The sequence below is a fragment of the Bosea sp. RAC05 genome (genome assembly GCF_001713455.1).
GTDB lineage: Bacteria > Pseudomonadota > Alphaproteobacteria > Rhizobiales > Beijerinckiaceae > Allobosea.
Genome location: NZ_CP016463.1, coordinates 115342 through 137366 on the forward strand (window position 1 = coordinate 115342; position 22025 = coordinate 137366).

The following is a 22025-nucleotide window of genomic DNA, read 5'->3' on the forward strand; positions in this document are numbered from 1 at the left end:
GCTCCTGTCAGGCCGCCTTGCGGCCCTTGCGCTCCTGAAGCATCGCGTACTTCCAGAGGCCGCGGGCGTTGGCGAACTCAGGATCTTCGACCGTGCAGCCGTTGCGCAGGGTGGAGGAGACGTCCTTGAACAGGGCAGCGCCACCGCCGACGAAGACGACTGCGCTCATCATGGCGGCCGAGCCGAGCTTGCGCTCGACCTCGCGCAGGATCTGGTTCTCGATCTCGCGGATCGCCGTCCGCGTCAGGTCGCTGACGTCCTCGTCGTTGTTCCAGAGGCGGATCGTGCCGGACCGAACCGTCGCGTCGAGATCCTTCATCGGGATGGAGTCCCGGATCCCGAACTTCTTCTGGATCGAGCCTTCGAGCAGCTTGTAGACGTCGAGAACGCCCAGGTTGCGCGTTCCAGAGGAGGCGTTGTCGATCTGATTTCCGCCGACCACAACGGCGATGTCGGTCGTGCGGCCGCCGATGTCGACGATGGCGACCTTGCCGCGGATATCGACGCCCTCGCGCGGGTTGAGGTTGTCGTCCAGGGCGTAGTCGAACAGCGCTGCGACGGCCTGGCAGCCCACGTCAGCGGTTTTGATGACCGCAAGCGGACCCGAAGAGGAGACAGGCTCAACACCCTTCAGGAGGTTGCTGGTCTTCGCCTTGATCATCTCCTGGTTCAGACCGCCGTCGATGGCGAAGTAGTCCGCAACCGGAAGGCCGGTCACGAGATCGACGTCGAGCCCGCGGTAGCCGGCCAGTGCCAGACCGTGATGGGCCAGGACGCGGTTCATCGTCGACACATGGAAGCTGTCGAACTGGGTGTTCTCGGAGGCGACATCCTCGGAGACCGTGAACTCGTCACCCTCCTCGGTGCGATAGCAGTCGACGACGCCCTCACCCCCGATCGAGGCCAGCCGCAGGCGCCCCGGACGCAGCGACGTGCGATAGACAGTCCGAAGCCGCTCGCCCGGATTGGTCGGTGAGACGCCGAAGATCTTCGTCTGGGCGTAGCCGTCGTCGATGGCCACGAGAATGCTGTTGGTCATGATGCTGCTCCTTGGGCCTCAGTCGGGCCGTCTCTGAAAGTCGATTTTCGCGCGAACCTTGAAGCGCCCGAGTGCTGGCCGGTGATCGCCGATGATCCAGGCGCGCAGCGCACGGAAGGCCGCGACGAGCGACATTCCGCGCATCTCCAGGAACCAGAACAGGACCATGATCATCAGGGTCATTGCGACGGTCCACACGCGGAAGTGGACCAGCGTGAAGATCACGAAGATCCCGGCGCGCGCGTCCACCTTGAAGAACCGGGCAGGTTTGGATGTCTCTCGCCAATGGGCCATCGTCGCCTCCTCAGGTGGATTCGCGTTCGGCCGAGACAATGCGCATCCAGTCCTCGCGGCTCAGCGCGCCTGCGCGATAGGCCTGGTAGGCGCTCTCCGACATGGTCCGGGACATGATCCTGCCGCTGACCATCAGCTTGCGGGCGAATGCCGGCCAGTCGTCGGGGTTCTTGGTCAGGAACTGATTGCGGGTCGCGGCGTCGAAGATCGCGAACTCGCGGCACGCGACCTTGCCTCCGCCGACCCGCGGGAAGAGCAGCTGGGTTACGATCACCCGCATCGACTGCATGATGTCGTAGCCCATGGCGCGCTTCTCATCGCCGCCAAACGGCTGGATCAGGCGCCGCAGCGTCTCCGCGACGCCGATGACGTGCGTGGTCGAATAGACCAGGTGACCGGTCAGGGCCGCCTCGACGCAGCCTGCGATGGTGGCTTTGTCGCGCGCCTCGCCGATGCTGATGATGGTCGGCTTGCGCCGCAACGCGTTGCGGATCGCGTAGCCCCAGAGGCTTTCCTGCGAGTCCGCGCCGCCGCCGTCATGCGGGCGAAGATGCTTGGGGACTTCGGTCTGGGCGACCGAGCAGGACGGGTCGACGATGCCGTCATAGACGTATTCGATGGGCGAGGCGTATTCGAGCACCTTCTCGTTGGCGTTGGGTGTCGAGACGATATCCCCCAGGATCGAGGACATCAGGGTCGACTTGCCCGAGCCCGTCGGGCCGGTCACGAGGAAAAGGCCCTGGTTGGGGCGCTTGTTGGCGAGAATGCCCTCCTCGACGTTGAGATGCGCGAGCGGGATCGGGCGCTGGGGAAGCGTTCGAACGGTGATCTGGATGCCGGTCGACTGTGGCACGCGAATGCCGGTGACGTTGACGCGGTAGCGGAAGAGCTGCCCGCCGATCCGGACCTCATGGGACGGATCGAGGTCATAGCCAGCCAGAACCATGCCGGGACCATGCGCGGCGTAGACGTGCCGGGCGAGGTCCTCCATCTCGTTTTTCGACAGGGCTCGTCGGGTGATCGGCACGATCTGCGCGCCGATTTCCGACTTCACAGGCTCGTTGGTCTGGAAGGTGATGTCGGACGCCTTGCGCTCGCCAGCCCATTTGAGCAGATCGTCGAAATTGTCGTGGGTGAAGCCGCCGGCGAACTCATAGAACGAGCCGTCGTGGCGCGCGGCGAAGTTCGCGCGCGCCACCGGGGCCGGTTCGTCGATGATCCGCTCGATCAGCTGCGTGTCCATAGCGGTCAAAACGTCTCCGCAGCTGCAGGACGGGCAGGAGCGGCAGGGGCCGCCACGGGAGCTGCAGGCTTGTTCGCGCCATCCCAGGCGCGACGCGTCGAGGGCGCGCTGCGCGGCTTTGGTGCCGGGCGCGTTTCCTTGCTCTCGACCTTCGCCGGAGCAGAACCCGGAGCATGACCGGTGGTGGTGCCCTCCGGGCCCGGCGTCGTCGGTGCCGACTTCCAGCCCTGCGGATTGCCGACCTGGAGGGACGGGTCACGCGTGATGCGGATGGCGCGATCGTTGACGCGCATGTCCTGGCCAGTGCCAGTCGTGCCGAAGCGAGCGTCTGCGACGACGGGCGCAGAGACCTTGCCCTGTTCGAGAAGGGCCTTGTAGCGGACCATGCCGTTGAAATCGCGTTCGAGGCGCTCCAGGTCGGCCTGGAAGATCTCGCGAGCCTGCTTCTGGCCCATGGCCCAGCCTTCGCTCACCCAGTCGCGCCACTGCGCACGCTCGGTGGAATCCTTCGGCAGCAGGCTGTCAGGCGGCGCCTCAGGCGTCTTGTAGTCGCGAACGAGATAGGCCTGCCACAACGGCGGCACGGCCGAGAACCTGGCCTGCTCGACGATCTCATAGACCGTGTCAGCGACACGCAGGGTCTTCCCGGCTTCGCTGGTCTCCCAGGCCTGGCGGGCCTCCGAGATGACCGGCGGCAGGATCGTGACGTTCTCCGGGCCCTTGATCATCGTGCGCTGGAAATCATAGGTGCGGGCGATCTCAGCCGAACGCTCCTGCAGCATCCGGTTGATGATGCGGCTTTCCCAGGCCAGGCCGGCGCGGGCGCCGTAAGAGAGCGCGGCATCCTTCATGGCGCCGCCACGAAGCCTGTCTTCGCCAGTCTTGGCGACCTTGTCGTGCGACGGTGCCTTGTTCACCACCTCCTCGAGGCTGGGCACGTTCGAGACCGGGATCTCCAGGCGGCCGGCCTTGTAGTCGGGGTTGACCGCGGAAGGGTCGCGCGCTGCGGGAGGCTGCATCGTCGCGCAGCCCCCAGGGCGAACGCCGCGACCGAGCAAAGCAGGGCCTTGCGGACGAAGCTCATGGCTGAGGTTCCCTGGGAGTGAGCGGCTGTCACTTGGTCATCCGGTCGGACGTCGCGCGAACAGCCCGGCCGCCGGCGAGGTGCCTGAACTCGATGCGGCGCTGACTTGCGATGGCGGCGACCTGAGCGAAGGGCTGTGCCTGCAGGCCGATGTTCTCCATGATCTTCACCGCGGCGATGTCGCGCATCGAGACGCTGACCATCACCGGGGTCGCAGGCGCGTTGCCGATCACGCGGAAGTCCCAGCCCACGATTGCCGCCATACGACGGGCGGCCTCCTCGGCCGGACCGGACCATTCCATGGTGGCGGTGCGACGCAGGTCGTCGGGAACGCCTGCGAGGTTCTCCTCGACCGGCCGGGGAACGGGGGCGGTGCGTGCGGTCTGGATCCGGGCGAGCTCTTCCTGGGCGCGGGCGGCGCGATCGGCCGACTCCGCCAGGAGCTTCGAGGCATCCGGGCCTTCGACGACAGGGGCCTCGACGGCCACCTTGCTGGCGCAGCCTCCCATCACGGTCAGCGACGTCGCGAACGCGGCGCAAACCAGCGCCCTACGGGTCAGTGTCATACGATCTCTCCTTGGCGTGGCTCGCGACCGATTCGGCATTCCTTTGCCGGTCCTTAATCGCAATCCTTTCACCGTCTGCAAATCCATCGTCCTTCGATCTCTGCGATTTGGCAATCCTTTCTTGAACTCTGAGGTGGACAGCGGGCGCACAGCGTACGCTGTGCGTACCGTGTCGGGCTGACATGGTACCGTGTGCACCCGTGGATTAGTGATGCATTCGCCGGGTTTTCTGTTGCGAAACCACAGCCTCGTGTGTCTTCCGACTCAGGCTGCGTTACCTCTTCCCGAATGCGCGATTCATTCGCTTGGCCGTGCGTTGCAAATGCCTTGGGTTGCGTTGCAAAAGGCCCAAACGATCTGCGCCGTCGTCCGGAATTCGGGCTTTGTCACGGAATTGATGTCGCCCAAGCCGCCATTGGGCAGGCTCTTCCCGGCATGCCTGATCCGCCATCGCAAGCCATGGTGAAACATGGCGCGACATGGGGATTTTACTGGGGTTTCGGGCTCTCGAATGCCGCTCGGAAATTGGCTGTCAGATGCCTGGATCAGCCATGGGGAGGCCATGGTGCCCGATGGCGGTGGCTGATTGGGCGCCGGCAGCCACCTCGACGACTGAGAACGGATCGTGAATCGAGGCCACTCCTCGAAGACGGGCATTGCCGCCCATGAAATCCCCATGATCCGCCATCGTTCACCTGGAGTGTTCATGGCGGATCATGGTCATGAGTCGCGGAGTCCGATGAAGCTGTGGGGGTCTCATCAAAGCCGCGCCGGACAAGCCATCGTAACCGGGAATCTGCAACGCACATTCGGCCAAAAGTAACAAAAATCCGAGACCGCCGAGGACGCAGGTTCGAGCTCTACGGATCGCCAGATCGGTCCTTGCCGCAATTCTTGGTTTGGCGTTGCAGAGTCCTTGATTAGTGTTACATTTGTACTGAGTAACGGGGGCGTTCGGGGGGTATGCTTTCGCATCGCTTTTCGAAGTCGTGCAGCTGGCATCCTCGAAATCGAAGCCAGGAGCCCCAGGAAACAAGGCAAGCGAGCGTCGATGACCGACACAAGTCAGATCAGCAGCAGTCACGCAGAAGCCGCTGAAGAGGGCTCCCGGCAAGCCGTGAACCCCAGGCTGCCAGGTGGCCGCCCGATGCCGCAGTTCGGCGGCGTGGCCCTGCTGCGCTCGGCCCGCGCCTCGAACGACCCGCCCCACAGGTGGGCCGCGATGATGCCGGCCGCCCCCAGGGCGATCGCCTCCGATGTTGACACGAGCGCGGACCGGGCAGTCCGGCAGAGCCCGGCTGTCTCCGATGTTGACACGAAGGCGAAAGCGATTACGAGGCCGCCCCGTCCCGTGCCCCCGAAGAAAGGGGAGCGTGTCGATGTTGACACCGGCGCGAAATCAAAAGTTGGAAGCAAGGAGCTCTCTGAGCTGCCTGAGGATCTCAGTCAGGTTGAGGCGATGCCCTCCCCTGGCCGGACACCGATGCGCAGCATGCGGCTGGGAAAGAACATCGCGGTCGCGCCGACGCCGTCGGTCATCGAGGAGATCCGTCAGGCGGTCAAAGCCGGCATGGAGGCGAAGGTCTTCGCCAATCGGATCGATCACATCGACGGCACACCCAATAAGCCGACCAGGACGGCAGCCACTGCCGCGGCCTACCTGAAGCGCGGTCAGGATCTCATCAAGCGTTTCCGTCGTGAGCGCGGGATCGAGTTCGACGTCGAGAGCTTCGACCCGGTCGACTTCGCGACGTGGTGCATCGGGCTGCGCTACACCCTAAAGCCGTCGACATGGCGCCAGTACCGGCAATCGATCCTGGCGGCCTTGCATCCGCTTGCGACCGAGAAGGCCGAGCAGGCCATCGATATGATCGAGTACTCCGACCCCAACGAAGCCGAGATGATGGCGACGGCGAAGCGCTCGAAGAAGGCGCAGGTCGTGACCACGGACCGGGCCAAGAAGACGTCGTCCCAGAAGCGCAAGGAATTCCCCCACCCCGACTACCTGATCGTGGTCAACTATCTGCGCCTCCACCGCCGGTCAGAGACGTCCTACTTCTTGAGCGATTGGATTGATGCCGGTCTGATGACGGGACTGCGGCCGTCGGAGTGGAAGACGACCGAGTACAAGGAGTTCCCTCCGGCCCCTGGCGAGACGTTCAAGCGCGCCTACCTGTTTGTTATCAACGCCAAGGCGACGAACGGTCGAGGCAATGGGCTTGCGCGGACCCTCGACCTGACCGGACTGTCGGATGGCAAGCGGGCCATCATCGAACGCATGTCTCGTCGAGGCCGCGAGTGGCATGCCGCAGGACAGTTCGATCTCAATTTCAGCAAGTGCTCCCAGATGCTGTACGACATCGGTGAGAAGAAGCTCTGGTCGAAGCGGAAATATCATTTCGCGCTCTATTCGTGCCGGCACCAGTTCATCGCCAATCAGCACGCGCGCGGGCTGTCGCGCCCCGAAATCTCGGCGATGGTCGGTCACATCGTCGACGAGACGGTATCGACCTCCTATGCCAAGAAGCCGAGCGGCTGGTCTGTCGACCTCGTGGAGTCGGTGCGAGGTGTTCCCGAGGAGATCGCCAGCGTCAGGCGGATCCTGGTCAACGTCGAAGAGAGGATGAAGCAGCTCAAGATCTCGAAGAGAGACTTCAGCACGCCTGAGGGGGAGGACGTGCAGCTCGTCTCAGGCGAGGACCTCGTTGCCGAGGATCCAGGCCGCTGACGCCAGGGCCATGGCGGCATCGCTCCAGTCGATCGTCGTATCGAGATCGATCCCGTCATAGCCGAGCGCGACCATCTGACGGAAGGCAGCCTGAGCGTCCAACAGGCTGTCGTGCGTCGAGACGGACTTCAACGACCTCTCGCCGCGGACATAGATCGTCTTGCAGGCGGGATCGGGCAGCCAGCCCGGCGCCGGCGTCCGGATGCAGACGCAACCAGGTCCGCCCTTGCAGGTCCGCGACCACTTAATCGCGTAGATCAGGACCGTCATCTTGATCTCCCCGTCGGGGCGCGGGCTCAACAGGATCTCGGTGTCACCTGAGCGGCAGACATGCCAACCGTTCATGGTCAGCCCGAATTCGGCTGGGCCAACTGGGCAGCTGCGGACGATCTCCATGTCAGCTCCCAGGAGAATCAAGTTCACCCACAGAATCGGCCGGCCGAACGCGCGTCAAGGCAATCGCAATCCCCAGGTGGGGGCTGCGGCTGTTGCCATGGAGCGGTGACGTCGAGATTTCGCCAGAGCGCAGGCGGCGATGTCCCCCGAGAAAGCGCCTGGCCTTGCCTGCTCATCAACCCGGCAGCATGGCTGCGCCAGATCGGCGACTTGGCCATCGAAGCTTGACCGGCTGGAGAGTGCGTGCGGCTGGCAGTCGATCAGGAGAGGCGGTAGGCCGCTCGTCATCCAGGGCCGTCCCGCGATCGATGCGCAGCATGACGGCTGACCCAGGGCCTGCCGGCTGCGCTCGATATGGCGGATGGCATCAGCCTCGTCGGAAAGCTCTTGGACGGCTCTGTGGCCTCGCCTGGCCCATTGGGTGGTGAAAGCCGGGGCGAACGACTTCTGGTTCTACAGGCGCCTGCCTCCGATATCCCTTCATCGCCGGTTTCCGGTGTCGGATCGGTGCTCGCGTTGGCAAGCGGGATCGAGCCTGCGGTCGAAGGGATTGCGGCGCGATCAGCCGGTTCAGTGCCATGGGGCGAGCAAGCCTGAAGGTCTGAAGCTGTATCGTGTGCCGCTCCTGGTGGGATGCGGGCCGAGGCCGGATTTGCAGCTGCCGGGGTCGCCATTGAGGCAGCGTGTTTGTCCGCGTCGTCAAAAGCCAAAACGCAAATAGAGTCTGACTTTATGTCGACTGTGTGCGACGAAAATTTCGCACCCTGGTCGCCAGAAGAGGTCAGCCTCGAGGTCTTGTTTTTCGAAGAGTGCTTGGGGCGCCATGGCGGCGGTTCGCAACGCGCGGACAGGACGATGGTGGTTCGCCCGGTCTTCCGATTGACGCTGAGGTGATCGAAGTAGCCCTGCGCCTCCAGCTGGCGGTAATAGGTCTGGACCGTGCGGGTCGTTCTGCGCAGGTCTGTTGCGAGCCAATTGGTGCAGACCTCGATCGGGCGCCTGGTTCCGCGATTGATCAGCAGCTCAAGCAAACGAACGGCGCCGTCGCGCAGGTTCATGTCCAGAGCAGCATCAATGCTGTGGCGCTTGACCGCTCGCCCGAATGTCCCACGACCGCGTTCGCCTTCACGGCGTGATCTGGTGCGATAGGGCTTGCGGGGGCGGCTCAGGCGTCTTTTGAGTTTGCCGATCTCGGTCCGCAGCGAAGCGGGTGTGGGCAGAGATTTCTGAAGCTCATCGATATCCTCGACGGTCCACCTGTTCTCGACCACCCCGCGATATGCCGCCGCAAAGGGTTCGAAGCCCTCGGGGACACCGGCCATGGCAAGCAGGATCTGTGTGCGGATATCGGACAAGCGTCTTCCCTGCCCGGCTGACGCCAGGACGATTGCGAGCTGTGGAGAGCCCAGGCGTCATCGTTCGGACGCGGACATCCGGTGCTTGACGCTGAATCGGGAGGGGAATAGCCTTCAGGTGTCGGAAGAAGACTGATTTGCCTCTCGGGGCGATTTGGTTCGATCAACGCCTGCCGGGATGGCCGTCCCGGCAGGCGTTTTCTATGCGCGGTTCATGCAGCAGCCTCCGGAGCTGTGAAGCGTTTCCGAACGAGCGTGGGCTTAGCGGGCGCGATCGGTGACGAAGCGATATAGGCGCGCCTAAGGCTCGCTACGTCGCTATGATGAAGTACGAGGCCTTCGCTAACCTCGTCGATGCGTGCTTCGGGATATGCTTTCAGCGCGGCTTGGATCCCGTTCGAATAGATCTTCTTGAAGTGGGAGGGCGGCTGGGACTTTGGATCGCTCGATCCGCCGAACTGCTCGGCGAGCTGGCGCCAAGTGACGGTGACCTTCTCGCCGACAGGAATACGGGGCAGCCGGTAGCTCAGGTACATAAAGATATCGATCGCGGTGGCGGAATGCGCGATCATGCGCAGCCGTTCCATCGGGATAGGGACCATTTCGCGTCGAAACTGATTCCAGGTCGATTCGGGGATACTGATAGCTTGAGGCCAACGCACCTTGTCGAGCCGCCCATCCCGATAGTGATACATATCGTCGGTGGCGATGGCGCCTGACGCGATGAATTGATCGTTGCGAAACACCAGCATGTCCTCACAACTCTCAGCTGCCGTTCGGACGGTCACGCTCACGTTCGTATGGCTGAGCTTGATCAGCTGAGCCTTAGCAAGATTGATCTGGTCGCCAGTGATGCCGATGCCAATGCCATGCAGCCATTGCTTGATCGGCCCAATTTCCAGACAGCGATTGCTGTTTGAGGAAGACTGGCTCGCCTGGGACGCGATCCACAGGACGAGACAGCGCGCTTTGGCGCCGTAGGGCACACCGATCGGTATCGTGGTGTTGGTGTCTGGGATGTCGAGGTTGTTCGTCGTCATGCGCATGGTGAAGCGCTGGCCCTTACGGACGAATGTCGACGGCGTGCCATCCAGGTTGGGCTTCTGCTCACGGACTGGGAGGCCGGAAATGCAAAGCGAGCGGTGCATGAACGCGATGTCATAGACCACGGCAGGGTTGCCAGGGTCAGCGGGCTCCTTCAGCACCTTGTAGAGTTCCGTCATGGGAATGGTCGCTCACCTTCAACTGTGTCGCCATATCGCCATGCTGACGGCTGTCACGGAAGCCCTGAACCCGGGCGTGCGGCTTCCTAAGTCGCTTTGGCTGTCAGTAAACTGCACCTAAGCGATGCGGCCTGTCAGTAAACTGCACCTAAGAACTCATCCATAGGTCTCCTCGCTGTCAGTTTTCTGGACCTAAGCGGCTTCGGATGGGCTTGGAAATGCCGATTTTGCGAATCGGGCCCCGATTTTGCCGGGGTTGAGCGGCTTCTTAGGTCCACTTTCCGACACCCCTTAGGTCCACTTTCCGACACCCCCTCGATCCGGCTGTTCGAGCCCCCTGGCGCCCGGTATGGGGTCCTCCCACGCGTTGGTGGAGTGCCTCGCGAGGTGGGCCCCTGTCGTCGGGCCATGTCCGGCGACAAACCTTCTGGCATCGGGAGTACCAAACGGCCCAGGTGCTATCGGGACGCGCAGAGGCAGCGTACTGGTGCAGGCGCCCTTGCAAGAGATGCTCGGGTCAGACCCGAGCATGCTGCTGAGCCGGGATATCTGTCGATCCACCCCAGTTCCAAGCCCCTTAAAACCGGAGGTGGCTGACGCCGGACTGGCACGCAGGGAGAGATCTCGGCGATTCCTGAGGGACAACGCAGGCGGTGCGGCGTCGGGTGTCGGCGGCTTCTCGATAGGCTCTCCGTGCTGAATGGAGAGTTTCATCCAGATGGCTGTGACTGAAACGATAGTTTCATTAGAGCAGAGTGGCGGCAGGGTCGCTCACTGGTTCACTGTCCTCTGGGCAAGGGTGGGCTTCGGTTGAAAAAGAGCGATCGCCATTCCCCTCGCATTTCCTCCATCGTTCGCCATGAATGACCATGGCAGCGATGGGCGATGCCTCGGAATAGGCGCCGCGGTCTGGCTGAAGCGAGCGGTGCGCCGGCCGGCGGGGCAGATCAGAATGTCCGCCAAGTCCATGGCAGGCGTGCGCGGGCTCACCAGGGTTCCGCAGGGGTGACCACGCTCGGACAGCCGACGTATCGAAGACAGAGCTGAGTTCCGGAAAAACGACCGTCATAGAAGCTCGTACAGGGGCAATTACGCCTTCTGATGAGGTGTAGGAGGTTGTGAGGCATCAGGCATTCTGAGTGGCATTTCCGCGGGAGTTGGGTTTCCAGGTCGGTTCCGCGACATTCTGGTGCCAACTCAGGCATCGAGACATGGATGGGTCGAGCCGTCGGCAAGATCGAGCCTTCGGCAAGGCTCGGTTGGTCAGAGGTGGCACGATGCAGACCTCGCTGGGGCGAACAGACAGAAAGCGCAACCGAACAGCAATTCACTTGGAGGATAGCCGCCTCATTCGGGCTGTTGATCCTTGACTGAAAAATGGAATCCTTCGACCCTCCTTTTTGATCGGAAGGGTGACGATGGATAGGGATACGATTCTCCAGTTAATCGGCGCGGGCATGCGCGGCGAGACGGATCGTCTGCGTGATTACGCGATGCAGCTGGCGAACGGCAGCGGTGACAGCATTCTCCTTCGCGAGATCGAGGATCTGTTCCAGACCGACACCGAGCTGCCGATCGGGTTGTCCCCGCTCCGCCCGAAAAAGAATCTGAAGTCGCTGAAGCTGCCGCCCGAGGTCGAGCAGATCGTCGGTGATTTCATGACAGAGGTTCGTCATGCGAAGGCGCTGGAGAAGGCTGGCCTAGATCCCCGTCACAAAGCTCTGCTGATTGGGCCTCCGGGAAACGGTAAGACGGTTCTCGCCGGAGCGATCTCGATCGAACTCGGGATCCGGGCCTTTATGGTCCGCTATGACGACCTGATCTCGAAGGTGGCGGGTGAGACGTCGCGCAATCTGTTGCGTCTGTTCTCATTCGCCAAACGCGAGCCGACGCTTCTGTTCTTCGACGAGTTCGATGCGCTGGGCCGCGAGCGCGACAACGATCAGGAGTCGGGCGAGATGAAGCGGGTTGTGTCGACGCTGCTGGTCCAGCTCGACGACGTTCCGTCTCATGTCATCTGCATGGCGGCGACCAACCACGCCCAGATGCTCGATTCTGCGATCTGGCGCCGCTTCAACATCCGCATCGAGCTGCCTCGACCGGTGCTTGATCGGTTTCCAGGGTTCATGCTGGACGAATTCCGGCGCTTTGGTCACGACCCCGATCCAGAGAAGGCCGATCTGGTCGAAGTCGCCTGGCGGATCGCACCGGACCATTTCTCCGATGCCGAGCTGTTCACTCGCAACGTCATGCGCTCCTTCGTCCTGGCAACGGAGCTCGGAAACCCGAAAACCATCGAGGAAGCGATCCAGGCAGAGCTGGTGCTCTGGGCGGAGGGTCAGAAGAAGCTGAGCTGATCAGGGAAGCGGCGCCGGCGAGAGCTCATGGTCGAGCTTGCTCTGGATGTCGTCGATGGCCTCGAGGATGTCGTCGAAAGCGGGAGGGGTTCCGAAGATCATGGTCTTCATCGCCTCGTAGTCGATCCGCGCAGCCTTGAGAACGTCGCCCGTCGGCATGACATGAAATTCACCGGCGGCAGCGCGATCCAGCTCGAATGGTGTGCGGTTGAAGAACATCCGCGCGTGGCCGATGCAGTCCTGCAGGGTGTGACCGTCGGCGAGCACCTGGTCCGCGATCCCGGCCTTCGCCAAGCAGTACAGGTCATAATAGTGCCGCGACATGCGGTTGCCGCCCTTCAGGACCTCGCCGCGCACCGCTGCCCAGCGGTTCATCCCGTGTGCGATGACGACCTTGTCGCCAAAGGTGCGGCCGGCCTCGATGGCGACGATGTTGCCGACGCGCAGGTTTAGGCCTGGGACTTCCTCTGCCAGGTAGGGCGCGATCGTGACATTGGTGATGTGAGGGTCGACAGCCGATTTGGCGCCAGACTCGATCATCACCCGCGGCCGGACATAGTCTCCAGGCTGAGAGGCAATCGAAGGATACTCGACATAGAGCGTCTGGCCGTCCGGGTCGTCTGACTGGCGGATGATGCGGATCGCATCAGGCGCAAGGCCGGCCCTGGCGCAATCTTCCCTGGCGATGCGTTCGATCTCGTCGGCGACCGGGCCCGAGATGAAGGCGCCGCACTTCTGCCGGATCTCCTCAAGGACGCGCTTGCGTCCGTTCGAAGACATTGATACAAGATCAGAAGCATTAACAGGTATTCCGAGATCGGCTCTGAATACAGATAGGTCGCAATCCTCGCTAAAACGAGCAATGAGCCCATGTACGCGGCTCAGAGATGTGCCGCCCTTAAATAGAAAGCGGGTGTCACCAAGTTTTGATCTATTGTAGAGCGCGTCCAGAGTCCAGCAGACCATCAGGTCCTTCTCGACATTGGCCGGAGTGGTACCCAGACGGATTGCTGTCTCCTGGAACAGAGCGAGTCGATCGCGCTTTGGGGCCTTCAAGAGCTTGATGAAGTCCTTCATGGGCGCGGGCCTTCTTCAGGTGTCTCGTCGTGGTCAATGGGCAGCTCGTTCGTCCAGGCCGGCTGCGCGTCGGGATTCAGGAGCGGCCGCAGGAAGTCCTGCATCCAAAGCGGGAGACCGGCGAAGCCCTGCCGCAGATCGGTCGTCAGGCCGGCACCCTCCTCGGATCCTGCGACCTGCCTGAGGCGATCGAGGCCAGCCTGGCATTCCGCGGTATTCCAGCCCGAGCCGGTTCGGTAGGCACTCTCGTTGAAGGCGAGAGCGTTCACGACGATGCCTGCCCGCCTGCCCTGCCATTTCAGCAGCCAGCTCGGAGCCTGGCGGATCTCGATGCGCTGGTTTCCCAGTGACAGCGGCTCGCGCGCTCGATCGGCAAACCAGACCGACTGGGCTCCGACACCTGTTCCAAGGCCGAGCACATTGGCCGCGCTCATCCCGTCACCGACCAGGCGAAGGCCATCGCGCCGCGCGATCGCTTGAACGATAGCCTCCGCCCCGGGGCTGGTGAGGCGACCTGTCAGCGGGTTCTTGCGCGGCAGGAAGAACAGGCCGCGCCCGATTGCCTGAATGTCACGAGCTTCGACGAGACGCTGCATGATGCGCTCGATGGCATGGCGGGAACCCAGATCCGTGAAGTCGCTGAGAGACCAGACCTGGCCTGTTGCAGCGCCGCGTCGGATGCGGCGGACGATAGTCGAACGCGCCTGGGACTGAGGTCGCCCGACAGGCCGCTTGGGTTCGTTGTTTTCGATCTCGTTGTCAGACACTTGATGCCTCAGAGGGCGCGAGAATTTCGGGTATTTTCTGTTACAGATCGTACCTGAAATTAACGGGCCGGTCATCACGTCTGAGGCCTGCAAGATTCCGGGGCAGATCTGTTACAGAAGGCACCCGAAATTCGGGATGCCGACAGCCTCAGAATGCCTCGCGCCGATGAAAGGCACGAGCTCAGTCGACGTTGAGCGTCCGCTGTGGCTGACCGACCTTGGCCCAGGCGTCCCGGACGAGTTCGCGGATCTCGAACGGGCGGTCGAAAGAGCTCAGTTCGAAGGTTTCCGCTTTCAGGTCCCTGGATGCCTCGATGGTCACATTCCCGACCCCGGCCAGGCGCTGCAGCAGGGTCTGACTGGCGACGACATCTCGAACGCGGAACAGCTCGATCTCATCGCAGGTCCGCACAAAGAAGCCCTTGGTCAGGATGACGCGCTGGGTGGTGATGCGGACGGAGGGGGCGGCCATGACTCCGACATACCAGGCCCCGAGAACGAGGATCATCAGCGCGGGCACCCAGTTGCGCAGCGCGAACGTCAGGGCTGGATGGAGCGAGCCGAGGATGTCCCCCGATAATCCGAAGTCGGACGGGACGATGGAAGGTGCGATCCGCGGAAGGAGGTAGCCTGCCCCCACGACCAAGGCTTGCTTGATCACAAGGTCCAAGGCGAAGAGCCACAGGGGCTGGGAGGCGGTATCGATAAGGATGGATTCGCGATTCCGTGTCATCCCGACAGTATCAGCGAGTCGCCACTCTCACACAATTCGACCGATCCGATGCATTCGATTTTGCGCCTTTCACGATCCGATGCGAGATTCTGCTGATTGAGCCGGAGCGATCTCTGGCAAACGCAGAGATCCTTGATGACCAAGCTACGCGTCGCGTTTGCCTATCCGGTGACCGCCGTTCGCCAAAGGGCCCGGAAGGAGCAGGTCTTCTTCCGCCAGGACGCGGTCGAGTTCGAGATCCCGGACCTGTCTGCGTCGGAGTGCGAAGTCGCGGTCGATGCTGACATCGACTATCGGGATGTGCGCTCCTTCACGACGAGGGTGATCGGCTTCGGCGGAGAGTGCTACCGCTCAACCTTGTTGCGGAGCGGACGCGAGGTCGTGGCCGATATCGAGGCCGGCTTCTCGCTGCAGGAAGCCATGTCGTTTCTCGACATCAGGTCACCATGGGCGTTCGATGACGAAATCGTCGACGATCTTCCTCTGACAATCGACCGGATCGTTCATGACGGCCGCGATGACGTCGTGGCTCAATTGGCTGGCGTGTTTGGAGCGATGGTTCGCGTTGATGGGGCGCTTCACAAGCGAGCTGCAGTGCCGGCCATTGCCGTGTCGCCCTCGCGGGGAGGCAAGCATGACTGCTCCCTGACGGTCGAGGAGCGGCCGCTCGTCATGCATTGGAATTTCCCTCTCGATTGCATGGTCGAGGCCCGGCATTTCCTGCAGGAATGCTATCTCGCCAAAGTCCACGATCCGTTCGCCAATGCTTATGCCTCAGCGGTCCGGCTGAGGATCTGGAGACCCGAGCTGCTGCCTCCAACGCCCCTGAAGGCGATGATGTGCGATGTGGCGGCGTCCACTTTCCTTCGAGAAGCGGGAGAGTTCGTGGCCCGCATGCGCCCGGAAGGCCTGGAAGCCTTGGCGAACCTGTCCCGGCTGCGAAACGAGGCTCGTGAGCGTCACTCCGACATCTCCAGCGCGCTCTGCGCGGAGATCGATGCGTTTGGGGCGCAGGACTACTTCTTCAAGCCGAGCCACGACGAGCGCCGGCAGATGGATCGCCAGGTCCGCATGGCGAATGTTGGGCTGAGCATGATGCCCAGCGATCCGGCGCCGCCGACTGTCGAAGACGACGGTCTTGGCCAAATCACTCCCGGTCTCTGAGAAATCCCATGAACAAGCTCTCTTTCAAGGTTCCGATCGCTTACCCGGTCAAATGCGTCATTCGGCGCGGCCGCACTGAGCGGACGATTCACGTCAAGGCCGAGATCGATGTCGATATCCCGTCCGTGTCCAGATCAGACTTGGTGGAAGCGGTCCGCGTGAGGGCGACGACCGGCGCCCAGCCTGAGCGCGTCTTTTCGCGGCTCTCCCACGAAGGGCATCTCTATGCTCAGCATGAAGGGTTGGGAAACAGGCAGGGTCGAGGCTGGGTTCTGCACACCGATGTTGGGCAGTTGCTGCAGATTGCAACTGTCGAGGAGACCAGAAAGCTTCTGGATGGGCCGAACCATTTGAGGAACAGCCCTTGGGGTTATCCGGCCGATGGTATCCTCGATGCCCTGCCACTCAACGTCGACCGCGTCATCAGTTCAGGCCTCGAGGAGATCCAAGCCAAAGTGAGGGCCATGTGCTCGGAAATGCTTCTGGTCGATGGTCTGCTGCATGATCGCCGCGGCCCGCCCCATCTCCATGTCTATTATCCGGACGGCGGCGGGCATGGCTCGCTCACGGTCGACAATCACTGGTCGCCGAGCTCGACGATGTTTTCGGCCTTGAGATATGAAACCGGCTGCGAATTTGGAGCGGCTCTGGCGAAGCGGTTCCGTGGCGAGGTGATGTTCAGTTCCAGCCTCACCTCCTATGCCGTCGAAGCTTACGACGAGGACCTCGTGCCGTCTGTCTTCGAGAAGGAGCGCAACGCTGAAGCTGCTGCTTACCGGTTCTTGCGCCTTGTGGGCCATTGCCTTCCGGCCATTCCTCCGGAAGGCTTCGACGCTATGGCCAGGCTCTCCAGGGGGCTGGTTCTGGTTCGGGAGAACAACGTTGACGCTCCTGAGGCCATCGAGCGAGAGCTGGATCTCTTCGCGACATCCGGCCTGCTGGACAAAGTGAAGGATGCCAAGCGCGTCGAGATCGAGCGAGAGCTCGAAATTGGAATTGCCGGGATCCGGATCTCTCCAAAATCACCAGAGCTGGTCATCCCGCAAAACGACGACGGGCTCGGCGCGCTCACGTTCTGAGCTGCGGTAACCAAATTCCATAATGGAATGGTGGATTAAGGAGCTGTTTCAGTCGAGATCGCTTGTCCCATTCATGCAGCGGCGTTTCTATCCAGACCTGACGGAAGGAGCGCTTGGATGACTGATGCCACGCCCGGGAATAAATCCCCTGAAGAGATCGAAATGACGCCAATCGAGGTGCCGGCGATCCTGCTCGATATGACTTTTGCTGTCGAATACAATCCCAATTGCCCGTCGCCCTGGCTTGTGCGCATGCCGGGAGCAAAGGCTGTGATCGACCACAAGTCCTATGTCGCGAAGGCGCCCTTTCTGACCGAGGACGCTCTGGGTTTCGGCCGGACGCTGGCCCAGGCGGCGACGAACGCGATTGCCCGTCGCAACGAGCTGCGCTCCCAGAAAAGCGCCTGACGCCGGAATTCAGCTGAGCAGACCAGGAGCAGAAGCGCTTTCGGGCGAAAACAGGATCAGCCGGGGATCGTCGTCCCCAAGCACTTCAACCTGCTTCGATCCATCGTTGTAGAAGAAGAAAAGCTGCCCTGCGCGTGTCCTGAAGGGCAGGACATGGTCGATCTGACCATGCGCGACAGGCCTGGCCCCCTTGGCGGCAATGATCGCGAGATCCCATTCCGCCTGGCCCGCCGGCAGCCGACGGCCCGTGATCTCGATCAAGGGCTCATCGGCCCAGTTGGCGAGCATCTCTCCGTTGTAGACGGTCGTGATCGCCCTGAGCGCTGTGTCGTAAAGCGCGACCGGCACGAGGTCCGCCACGGGAAATCGAGCGACGGCTTTGGTGGGATAGTCCTGTTCGAGGCGCCCGGCAGCAACGCAGATGCGATCGTGAAAGGCCTTCATGTTTGGTGCGCCGAGGATGTTGCCCTCGAAATAGCAAAGGATGCCGCGCTCATTGTTCGTGCTGGGATCGGAGACGATCGCGCTACGGGGAGCAATGACACCGGCAGCCTTGGATCCGATTTTCGGGACGTGGACAGCCAGTTTCATGGTGATCTCCGAAGATCGATTTTGATTGTGCATTAACGCTTTCAGGCAGACACGGCAATGACCGGCAGTCTCCTGATGGAACTGGATCGAGTTCGACTTGATTTTCAGGGATCGAGGCGTAAATCCTTTTGCGTCACTGGATAGGGCGGTCATTTCAATGGCTCTGATCTTCAGCCTTCGGAACATATGCGGGCGCCATCGGGGCGCACCGGCATACCCGGAGAACGATCGTCATGAACCACAAGCGCAAGCGTCCCAAGAACGCGCGAGCCGGATGCCTCATGTGCAAGGGCTGGAAAGCCAACGGCTGCGTTCATCCTGACAAGAACATGTCTTTCGGCGACCGTCGCCGCTTCCAGGGTGTCCTCGACCAGATCCGCTGCGAGCGGGTCGACGATCGCGACGAGCGGTAACCAGATTGGCGTCTCGCTGGCTGCGGCGTACAAGGTCAGCGAGACACCGGTTCGGCCCGGCAGGGATGTTGAGATGGATTTGCGGGAGACCCTGCTTCTTGAGATTGCTCGCCGGCAGGCATCCCTGAGCGAAATCTGCACGGATCTCGGTATTCTCGATACGGCCGGCCGGAAGAGGGCCCTTTCTGCCGTCAATCGGCTGAAGCGCGAGAAGATCGTCGAGCTGGCTCGATACCCCAATGGCCGAGCCTATCCGAACGGCATTCGCCCCCACCTCAAGCTCGTCGACAAAACCGGCAGCGAAGCGAAGCCAGCAACCGCTGTTCGGAAGTCGCCGGAAAGTGCTGGTCGGACAGCCCCGTCGGCCCACTCGTATCGAAAGCCCATTCTGCCAGCGTTTGATGTCGAGGCGAAGGCAGTCGAGTTGGCTGCGATGTTGCGAGCTTGGACCCCGATCAGTGAGGTTGCGCTACCTGACGTGCCCAGGTCTTCGCTCCTCAAGGTCGTGCGCTTCGGCATGCGCTCCGGCGCCCTGGCTTGCATCGACCCGAACGGGAAACGCTGCGAGCCGAGATGGGATTCGAGGGTCAACGTCGCTGCAGTCGATTACGCCCCGGCCGACATCGACGACTTCCTCATACGGAATTTCTGCAACAGCCCCGACAGACTGTGGGCGCTTCTTCAGGCACTCGACGCGCTACCCACCGACAAGCCTGGCAAATTGATACCCTGGCAATGGTGGGAGATGCCGAAGGCACTCGCGGTCGAATTGATCGATCGTGGCCTCCGGTCGGCCCCTCCCCTGTTCCACGCTTTCCAGGATCAGCGGCCAGCTATCGTCTACAGCGACAATGTGAGGCTGTCGGTTCCGCGCCTCTCACGAGGATCAGATCGCCCTCTCGTCTGGATCTCAGACCTGGTGCAGCTGGTTCGAGCTGGAGGCGAATGGAAGCCGGTCGCGAGTTGGGCAGCCGAAACCGGGCTCAGTTCGGGGCGCGTATGCGCCGCCCTGGAACTTGGGCGGCGCAACGCCTCGATCGTCAAAGCAGTCGATTTGAGATCGGGCCATGAAGCCAAGGGGCCAGTCAGGGCGAGCAAGCACATCGCCTACAGCGTGTCGCTTCGCGATCATCCCGATCCAAAGCTCCCCGACCATGTGGACCCCAACGACGGCGACCATGGGGTGATCGCGACGAGCGACCTGCTCGAATTGATGGCCGAGCCGACTTCCATCGACGAGCTGGTCGAGATGGCCGGGCAACCACGGAACCGTGTCGTCGAAGCCATCATGGACATGGCGCGCGCCGGCGAAGTGGCCTGCATCAAACGCGACGGCAGTGAAGCGGCCGCACCGCGGTACGTCTGGAGCGGGGCAGTCGGCGATTGGGATGAGGAAATCGAGCGCACCACGATGCAGTCACTGGCTGGGGAGATGGCGCTTGAACACACTCCGATTCATCGCTCAAGACGGGAGCATGGGGCACGTCGAGAAGGGGTGGCGACTGCGAAGTTCGTTGCAGCACTGAATCGGATGACCCAGCCTGTAGCAATGCCGGCGCTGGCCAAAGCGCTCGGGCTGTCGAGGGAGCGCATCTACCAGATCCTGGCATCCGTACCTCCGTCGGCCATGGTGCTCGTGACCGGTCACGCCGGAACCCCAGTGCGATATCTGGGCGCGCAGCGCGCACTCAAGCTGGGGGTATCGCCTCAAGATCTGGCCGCGATGCGCAGGCGTGTTCTGGACGCTATCGCGTACCGTCCTATCGGCTTCAAAGGGCTCGTCGACGAGCTTGGGGGAAGCGAGCTTCTGATGGGGATAGCGCTCGGCCAAATGCAGGAGCTCGGCCAGATCGTGCTGGATTCCGGGTTGTATCGGCGTCCGGTGCTTGCTCGTGATGTCGTCCAGTTCTGCAGCCAGTGGCGCAGCGAGAAGGCGATCCGGAGCCGCTTCGCGATCCAGTCCAGAGAGGCGTTCGTTGCGATCACAGCCGACCGGCGGGTGCTGACAGAGGCCATTGCTGGAGGCTTCAGCTTCTGGGCGGCTGCCGGCCAGGCCCCTCAAATCGAACCGCCATCACCTGCCGTCGTCGCCAGCGTCATCCTTGATGGCGACACCCGGACGGCGACCCGATTTCGGGAGCTGATGGAGTTCTGCCGTGAGTGGCGGAACGCGAAGGAGATCGAGAGGCAGTTCGGGCGCACGATCAAGCTTCAGGCGCCCCAGTTCGTCAAAAGAGGGCTTCTCATCGTCAGGACGACCGGTCGCCGCTATGGAGGCAAGGAGTACCTGGCGAGCAGCGCGGATCCCGGTCCGAAGCCGGGATGACCGAGACACGCATCGTCCTCAGGGCCTGGGAGCTGCCGCCGGCTTCAGCCCGGCAATGAACTCGTCCTGCCACGTGGCGATGTCGGGTGAGCCCGGCACGGTCGCTTGTACGATCTCGATGATGGCCTCGTCGTCGAGCGTCTTCTTCATCTTGGCCGTCAGAATGGCCCTCAGGATTTCATCCTGCCGGGACTGGATCGGCGGATCCATGCGCATACCCACGCTGGATTTGTTGATCTTGAGCTCGATGCGTTCGCCGGTCGGGAATGCCAGCTTGAACTCCGTTCCGCCTCTCAGCGAACGCATGGCAACGGTTGCGGTGCTCGGGGCCGCCACTGCGTTTCGGGGCTTGGGTCGCTCACCGGTGACCTGCAGAGCCGCTCGCGACAGTTCGAGGAAATGGTCGAGCGAGAGCGCTGCCCTGGCAGCTTCTGCGAATGCTTTCGCTTGTTTGCCGGGATTGGTGTGCACATAGGACGGCTCGGCCATTCGGTCCCATGCCTGCGACGCGATCAAAGCGAGTTGTTCACTGCGGGTCGGGTCGAGCGGGCGGACGCTCACCGAAACGCCGCCGTAGTTCCATGTGATGTTGGCTTTCGTGCCGTCGGTGAAGGTCGTGCGGACGGCCATCCAGTCGTGCTGATTGATTTCTGAGACCTTCGCCATTGTCGTGAGCCTCAGACTGTCGGAGCCGGGGAAAGGAGGAGGTTCGCGATCTCGACCGTTTTCTCGTGGTATCCGCACTCCTCGGCATCGTCGATGACGTCCTGGAGTGACGCTTCGCCGTCGATCCACCTCTGCACGGTCGCCGGGACATTGATCGTCTCGTCGACGATCTGGGTGTAGAAGCCGATCCCGTCGCCATCCTCGACGAGCGCATCGACCAGCTTCTGCTGGTCATCGGTCAGCGCGATTGCATCTGGGCGGTAGTCTGTCTCGGTTGTTGCTTCGATCTTGGTCGATTGCTCCTCGATCGTGGTCTCCATGTCCGGGTCGTCATCGAGGCGACCGCTGGCATCGCCTTCGTTGATATCGCCGAGGACGCCGGCGAGCTCTTCCAGAGCAGCCTTCTTCGCGATCGCGAATGGCACGCCGCCGGTCTCGGCCGCGGTGATGTCGGTCGAGGCCTCGTCGAATGAGACGTTGTACCCGGGCATTGCGAGAGATCTCCTGATGATGGCT

21 protein-coding genes are annotated in these 22025 nt (G+C 62.2%); 7 read left to right on the forward strand and 14 right to left on the reverse strand.

Annotated elements, in window-relative coordinates; genetic code table 11:
* Nucleotides 1-7: 7 nt before the first annotated feature.
* From parM to BSY19_RS00630, 5 genes are all read right to left on the reverse strand, one after another.
* On the reverse strand, nt 8-1039 hold the full coding sequence (gene parM / locus BSY19_RS00610) for a ParM/StbA family protein (protein WP_069052375.1): 1032 nt from the start codon (nt 1037-1039) through the stop codon (nt 8-10).
* Nucleotides 1040-1057: 18 nt separating this feature from the next.
* Nucleotides 1058-1288 (reverse strand): IcmT/TraK family protein, encoded by a 231-nt coding sequence (gene icmT, locus BSY19_RS00615; RefSeq protein ID WP_236840355.1) that lies wholly within the window; start codon nt 1286-1288, stop codon nt 1058-1060.
* 55 nt (nt 1289-1343) lie between these two features.
* Complete coding sequence (locus BSY19_RS00620; RefSeq protein WP_083247294.1) at nt 1344-2576, reverse strand: type IV pilus twitching motility protein PilT; 1233 nt, start codon at nt 2574-2576, stop codon at nt 1344-1346.
* A gap of 5 nt (nt 2577-2581) precedes the next feature.
* Nucleotides 2582-3595, reverse strand: a complete 1014-nt coding sequence (locus tag BSY19_RS00625; protein WP_069052377.1) for a type IV secretory system conjugative DNA transfer family protein — start codon at nt 3593-3595, stop codon at nt 2582-2584.
* 94 nt (nt 3596-3689) lie between these two features.
* The gene (locus BSY19_RS00630; protein ID WP_069052378.1) at nt 3690-4226 is read right to left on the reverse strand and encodes a DotD/TraH family lipoprotein; all 537 of its coding nucleotides are present in this window, start codon (nt 4224-4226) and stop codon (nt 3690-3692) included.
* Nucleotides 4227-5277: 1051 nt separating this feature from the next.
* Between BSY19_RS00630 and BSY19_RS00635 the strand changes: the two genes are divergently transcribed.
* Nucleotides 5278-6954, forward strand: coding sequence for a hypothetical protein (locus BSY19_RS00635; RefSeq protein WP_150129341.1), 1677 nt, complete (start codon nt 5278-5280; stop codon nt 6952-6954).
* Here BSY19_RS00635 and BSY19_RS00640 read toward each other — a convergent pair.
* The 3 genes from BSY19_RS00640 to BSY19_RS00650 form a co-directional block, all read right to left on the reverse strand.
* Complete coding sequence (locus tag BSY19_RS00640; protein ID WP_069052380.1) at nt 6916-7350, reverse strand: hypothetical protein; 435 nt, start codon at nt 7348-7350, stop codon at nt 6916-6918. The genes BSY19_RS00635 and BSY19_RS00640 overlap by 39 nt on opposite strands.
* 284 nt (nt 7351-7634) lie before the next feature.
* Nucleotides 7635-8705, reverse strand: coding sequence for a hypothetical protein (locus tag BSY19_RS27250; protein ID WP_150129342.1), 1071 nt, complete (start codon nt 8703-8705; stop codon nt 7635-7637).
* 212 nt (nt 8706-8917) lie between these two features.
* Complete coding sequence (locus tag BSY19_RS00650) at nt 8918-9928, reverse strand: replication initiation protein (protein WP_069052382.1); 1011 nt, start codon at nt 9926-9928, stop codon at nt 8918-8920.
* A gap of 1418 nt (nt 9929-11346) precedes the next feature.
* Between BSY19_RS00650 and BSY19_RS00655 the strand changes: the two genes are divergently transcribed.
* Nucleotides 11347-12285, forward strand: a complete 939-nt coding sequence (locus BSY19_RS00655) for an AAA family ATPase (protein WP_083247296.1) — start codon at nt 11347-11349, stop codon at nt 12283-12285.
* Here the strand turns inward: BSY19_RS00655 and BSY19_RS00660 are convergent, their stop codons facing one another.
* From BSY19_RS00660 to BSY19_RS00670, 3 genes are all read right to left on the reverse strand, one after another.
* Entirely contained in the window at nt 12286-13362 is a 1077-nt protein-coding gene (locus BSY19_RS00660) for a nucleotidyl transferase AbiEii/AbiGii toxin family protein (protein ID WP_069052384.1), read from the reverse strand.
* Nucleotides 13359-14129, reverse strand: a complete 771-nt coding sequence (locus BSY19_RS00665) for a DUF6088 family protein (RefSeq protein ID WP_083247297.1) — start codon at nt 14127-14129, stop codon at nt 13359-13361. The genes BSY19_RS00660 and BSY19_RS00665 overlap by 4 nt, the downstream gene beginning before the upstream one ends.
* A 181-nt stretch (nt 14130-14310) precedes the next feature.
* Complete coding sequence (locus BSY19_RS00670; protein WP_236840363.1) at nt 14311-14790, reverse strand: PH domain-containing protein; 480 nt, start codon at nt 14788-14790, stop codon at nt 14311-14313.
* A gap of 207 nt (nt 14791-14997) precedes the next feature.
* Between BSY19_RS00670 and BSY19_RS00675 the strand changes: the two genes are divergently transcribed.
* The 3 genes from BSY19_RS00675 to BSY19_RS00685 all read left to right on the forward strand — a co-directional run bounded on the left by BSY19_RS00675 (nt 14998) and on the right by BSY19_RS00685 (nt 17513).
* Nucleotides 14998-16026 (forward strand): hypothetical protein, encoded by a 1029-nt coding sequence (locus BSY19_RS00675; protein ID WP_069052386.1) that lies wholly within the window; start codon nt 14998-15000, stop codon nt 16024-16026.
* An 8-nt stretch (nt 16027-16034) separates the two neighbouring features.
* Nucleotides 16035-17105: a hypothetical protein gene (locus BSY19_RS00680; protein ID WP_069052387.1), complete on the forward strand. Its 1071-nt coding sequence runs from the start codon at nt 16035-16037 to the stop codon at nt 17103-17105.
* A 117-nt stretch (nt 17106-17222) separates the two neighbouring features.
* Nucleotides 17223-17513, forward strand: a complete 291-nt coding sequence (locus tag BSY19_RS00685) for a hypothetical protein (protein ID WP_150129343.1) — start codon at nt 17223-17225, stop codon at nt 17511-17513.
* Between the two features lie 9 nt (nt 17514-17522).
* Here the strand turns inward: BSY19_RS00685 and BSY19_RS00690 are convergent, their stop codons facing one another.
* Nucleotides 17523-18257, reverse strand: a complete 735-nt coding sequence (locus tag BSY19_RS00690) for a hypothetical protein (protein WP_150129344.1) — start codon at nt 18255-18257, stop codon at nt 17523-17525.
* An 80-nt stretch (nt 18258-18337) separates the two neighbouring features.
* Between BSY19_RS00690 and BSY19_RS00695 the strand changes: the two genes are divergently transcribed.
* Both BSY19_RS00695 and BSY19_RS00700 read left to right on the forward strand, forming a co-directional pair.
* Nucleotides 18338-18517, forward strand: a complete 180-nt coding sequence (locus BSY19_RS00695) for a hypothetical protein (protein ID WP_069052390.1) — start codon at nt 18338-18340, stop codon at nt 18515-18517.
* A gap of 73 nt (nt 18518-18590) precedes the next feature.
* Nucleotides 18591-20843: a hypothetical protein gene (locus tag BSY19_RS00700; protein WP_069052391.1), complete on the forward strand. Its 2253-nt coding sequence runs from the start codon at nt 18591-18593 to the stop codon at nt 20841-20843.
* Between the two features lie 18 nt (nt 20844-20861).
* Here the strand turns inward: BSY19_RS00700 and BSY19_RS00705 are convergent, their stop codons facing one another.
* Both BSY19_RS00705 and BSY19_RS00710 read right to left on the reverse strand, forming a co-directional pair.
* Complete coding sequence (locus BSY19_RS00705; RefSeq protein WP_069052392.1) at nt 20862-21509, reverse strand: hypothetical protein; 648 nt, start codon at nt 21507-21509, stop codon at nt 20862-20864.
* An 11-nt stretch (nt 21510-21520) separates the two neighbouring features.
* Entirely contained in the window at nt 21521-21934 is a 414-nt protein-coding gene (locus BSY19_RS00710; protein WP_150129345.1) for a hypothetical protein, read from the reverse strand.
* Nucleotides 21935-22025: the final 91 nt, after the last annotated feature.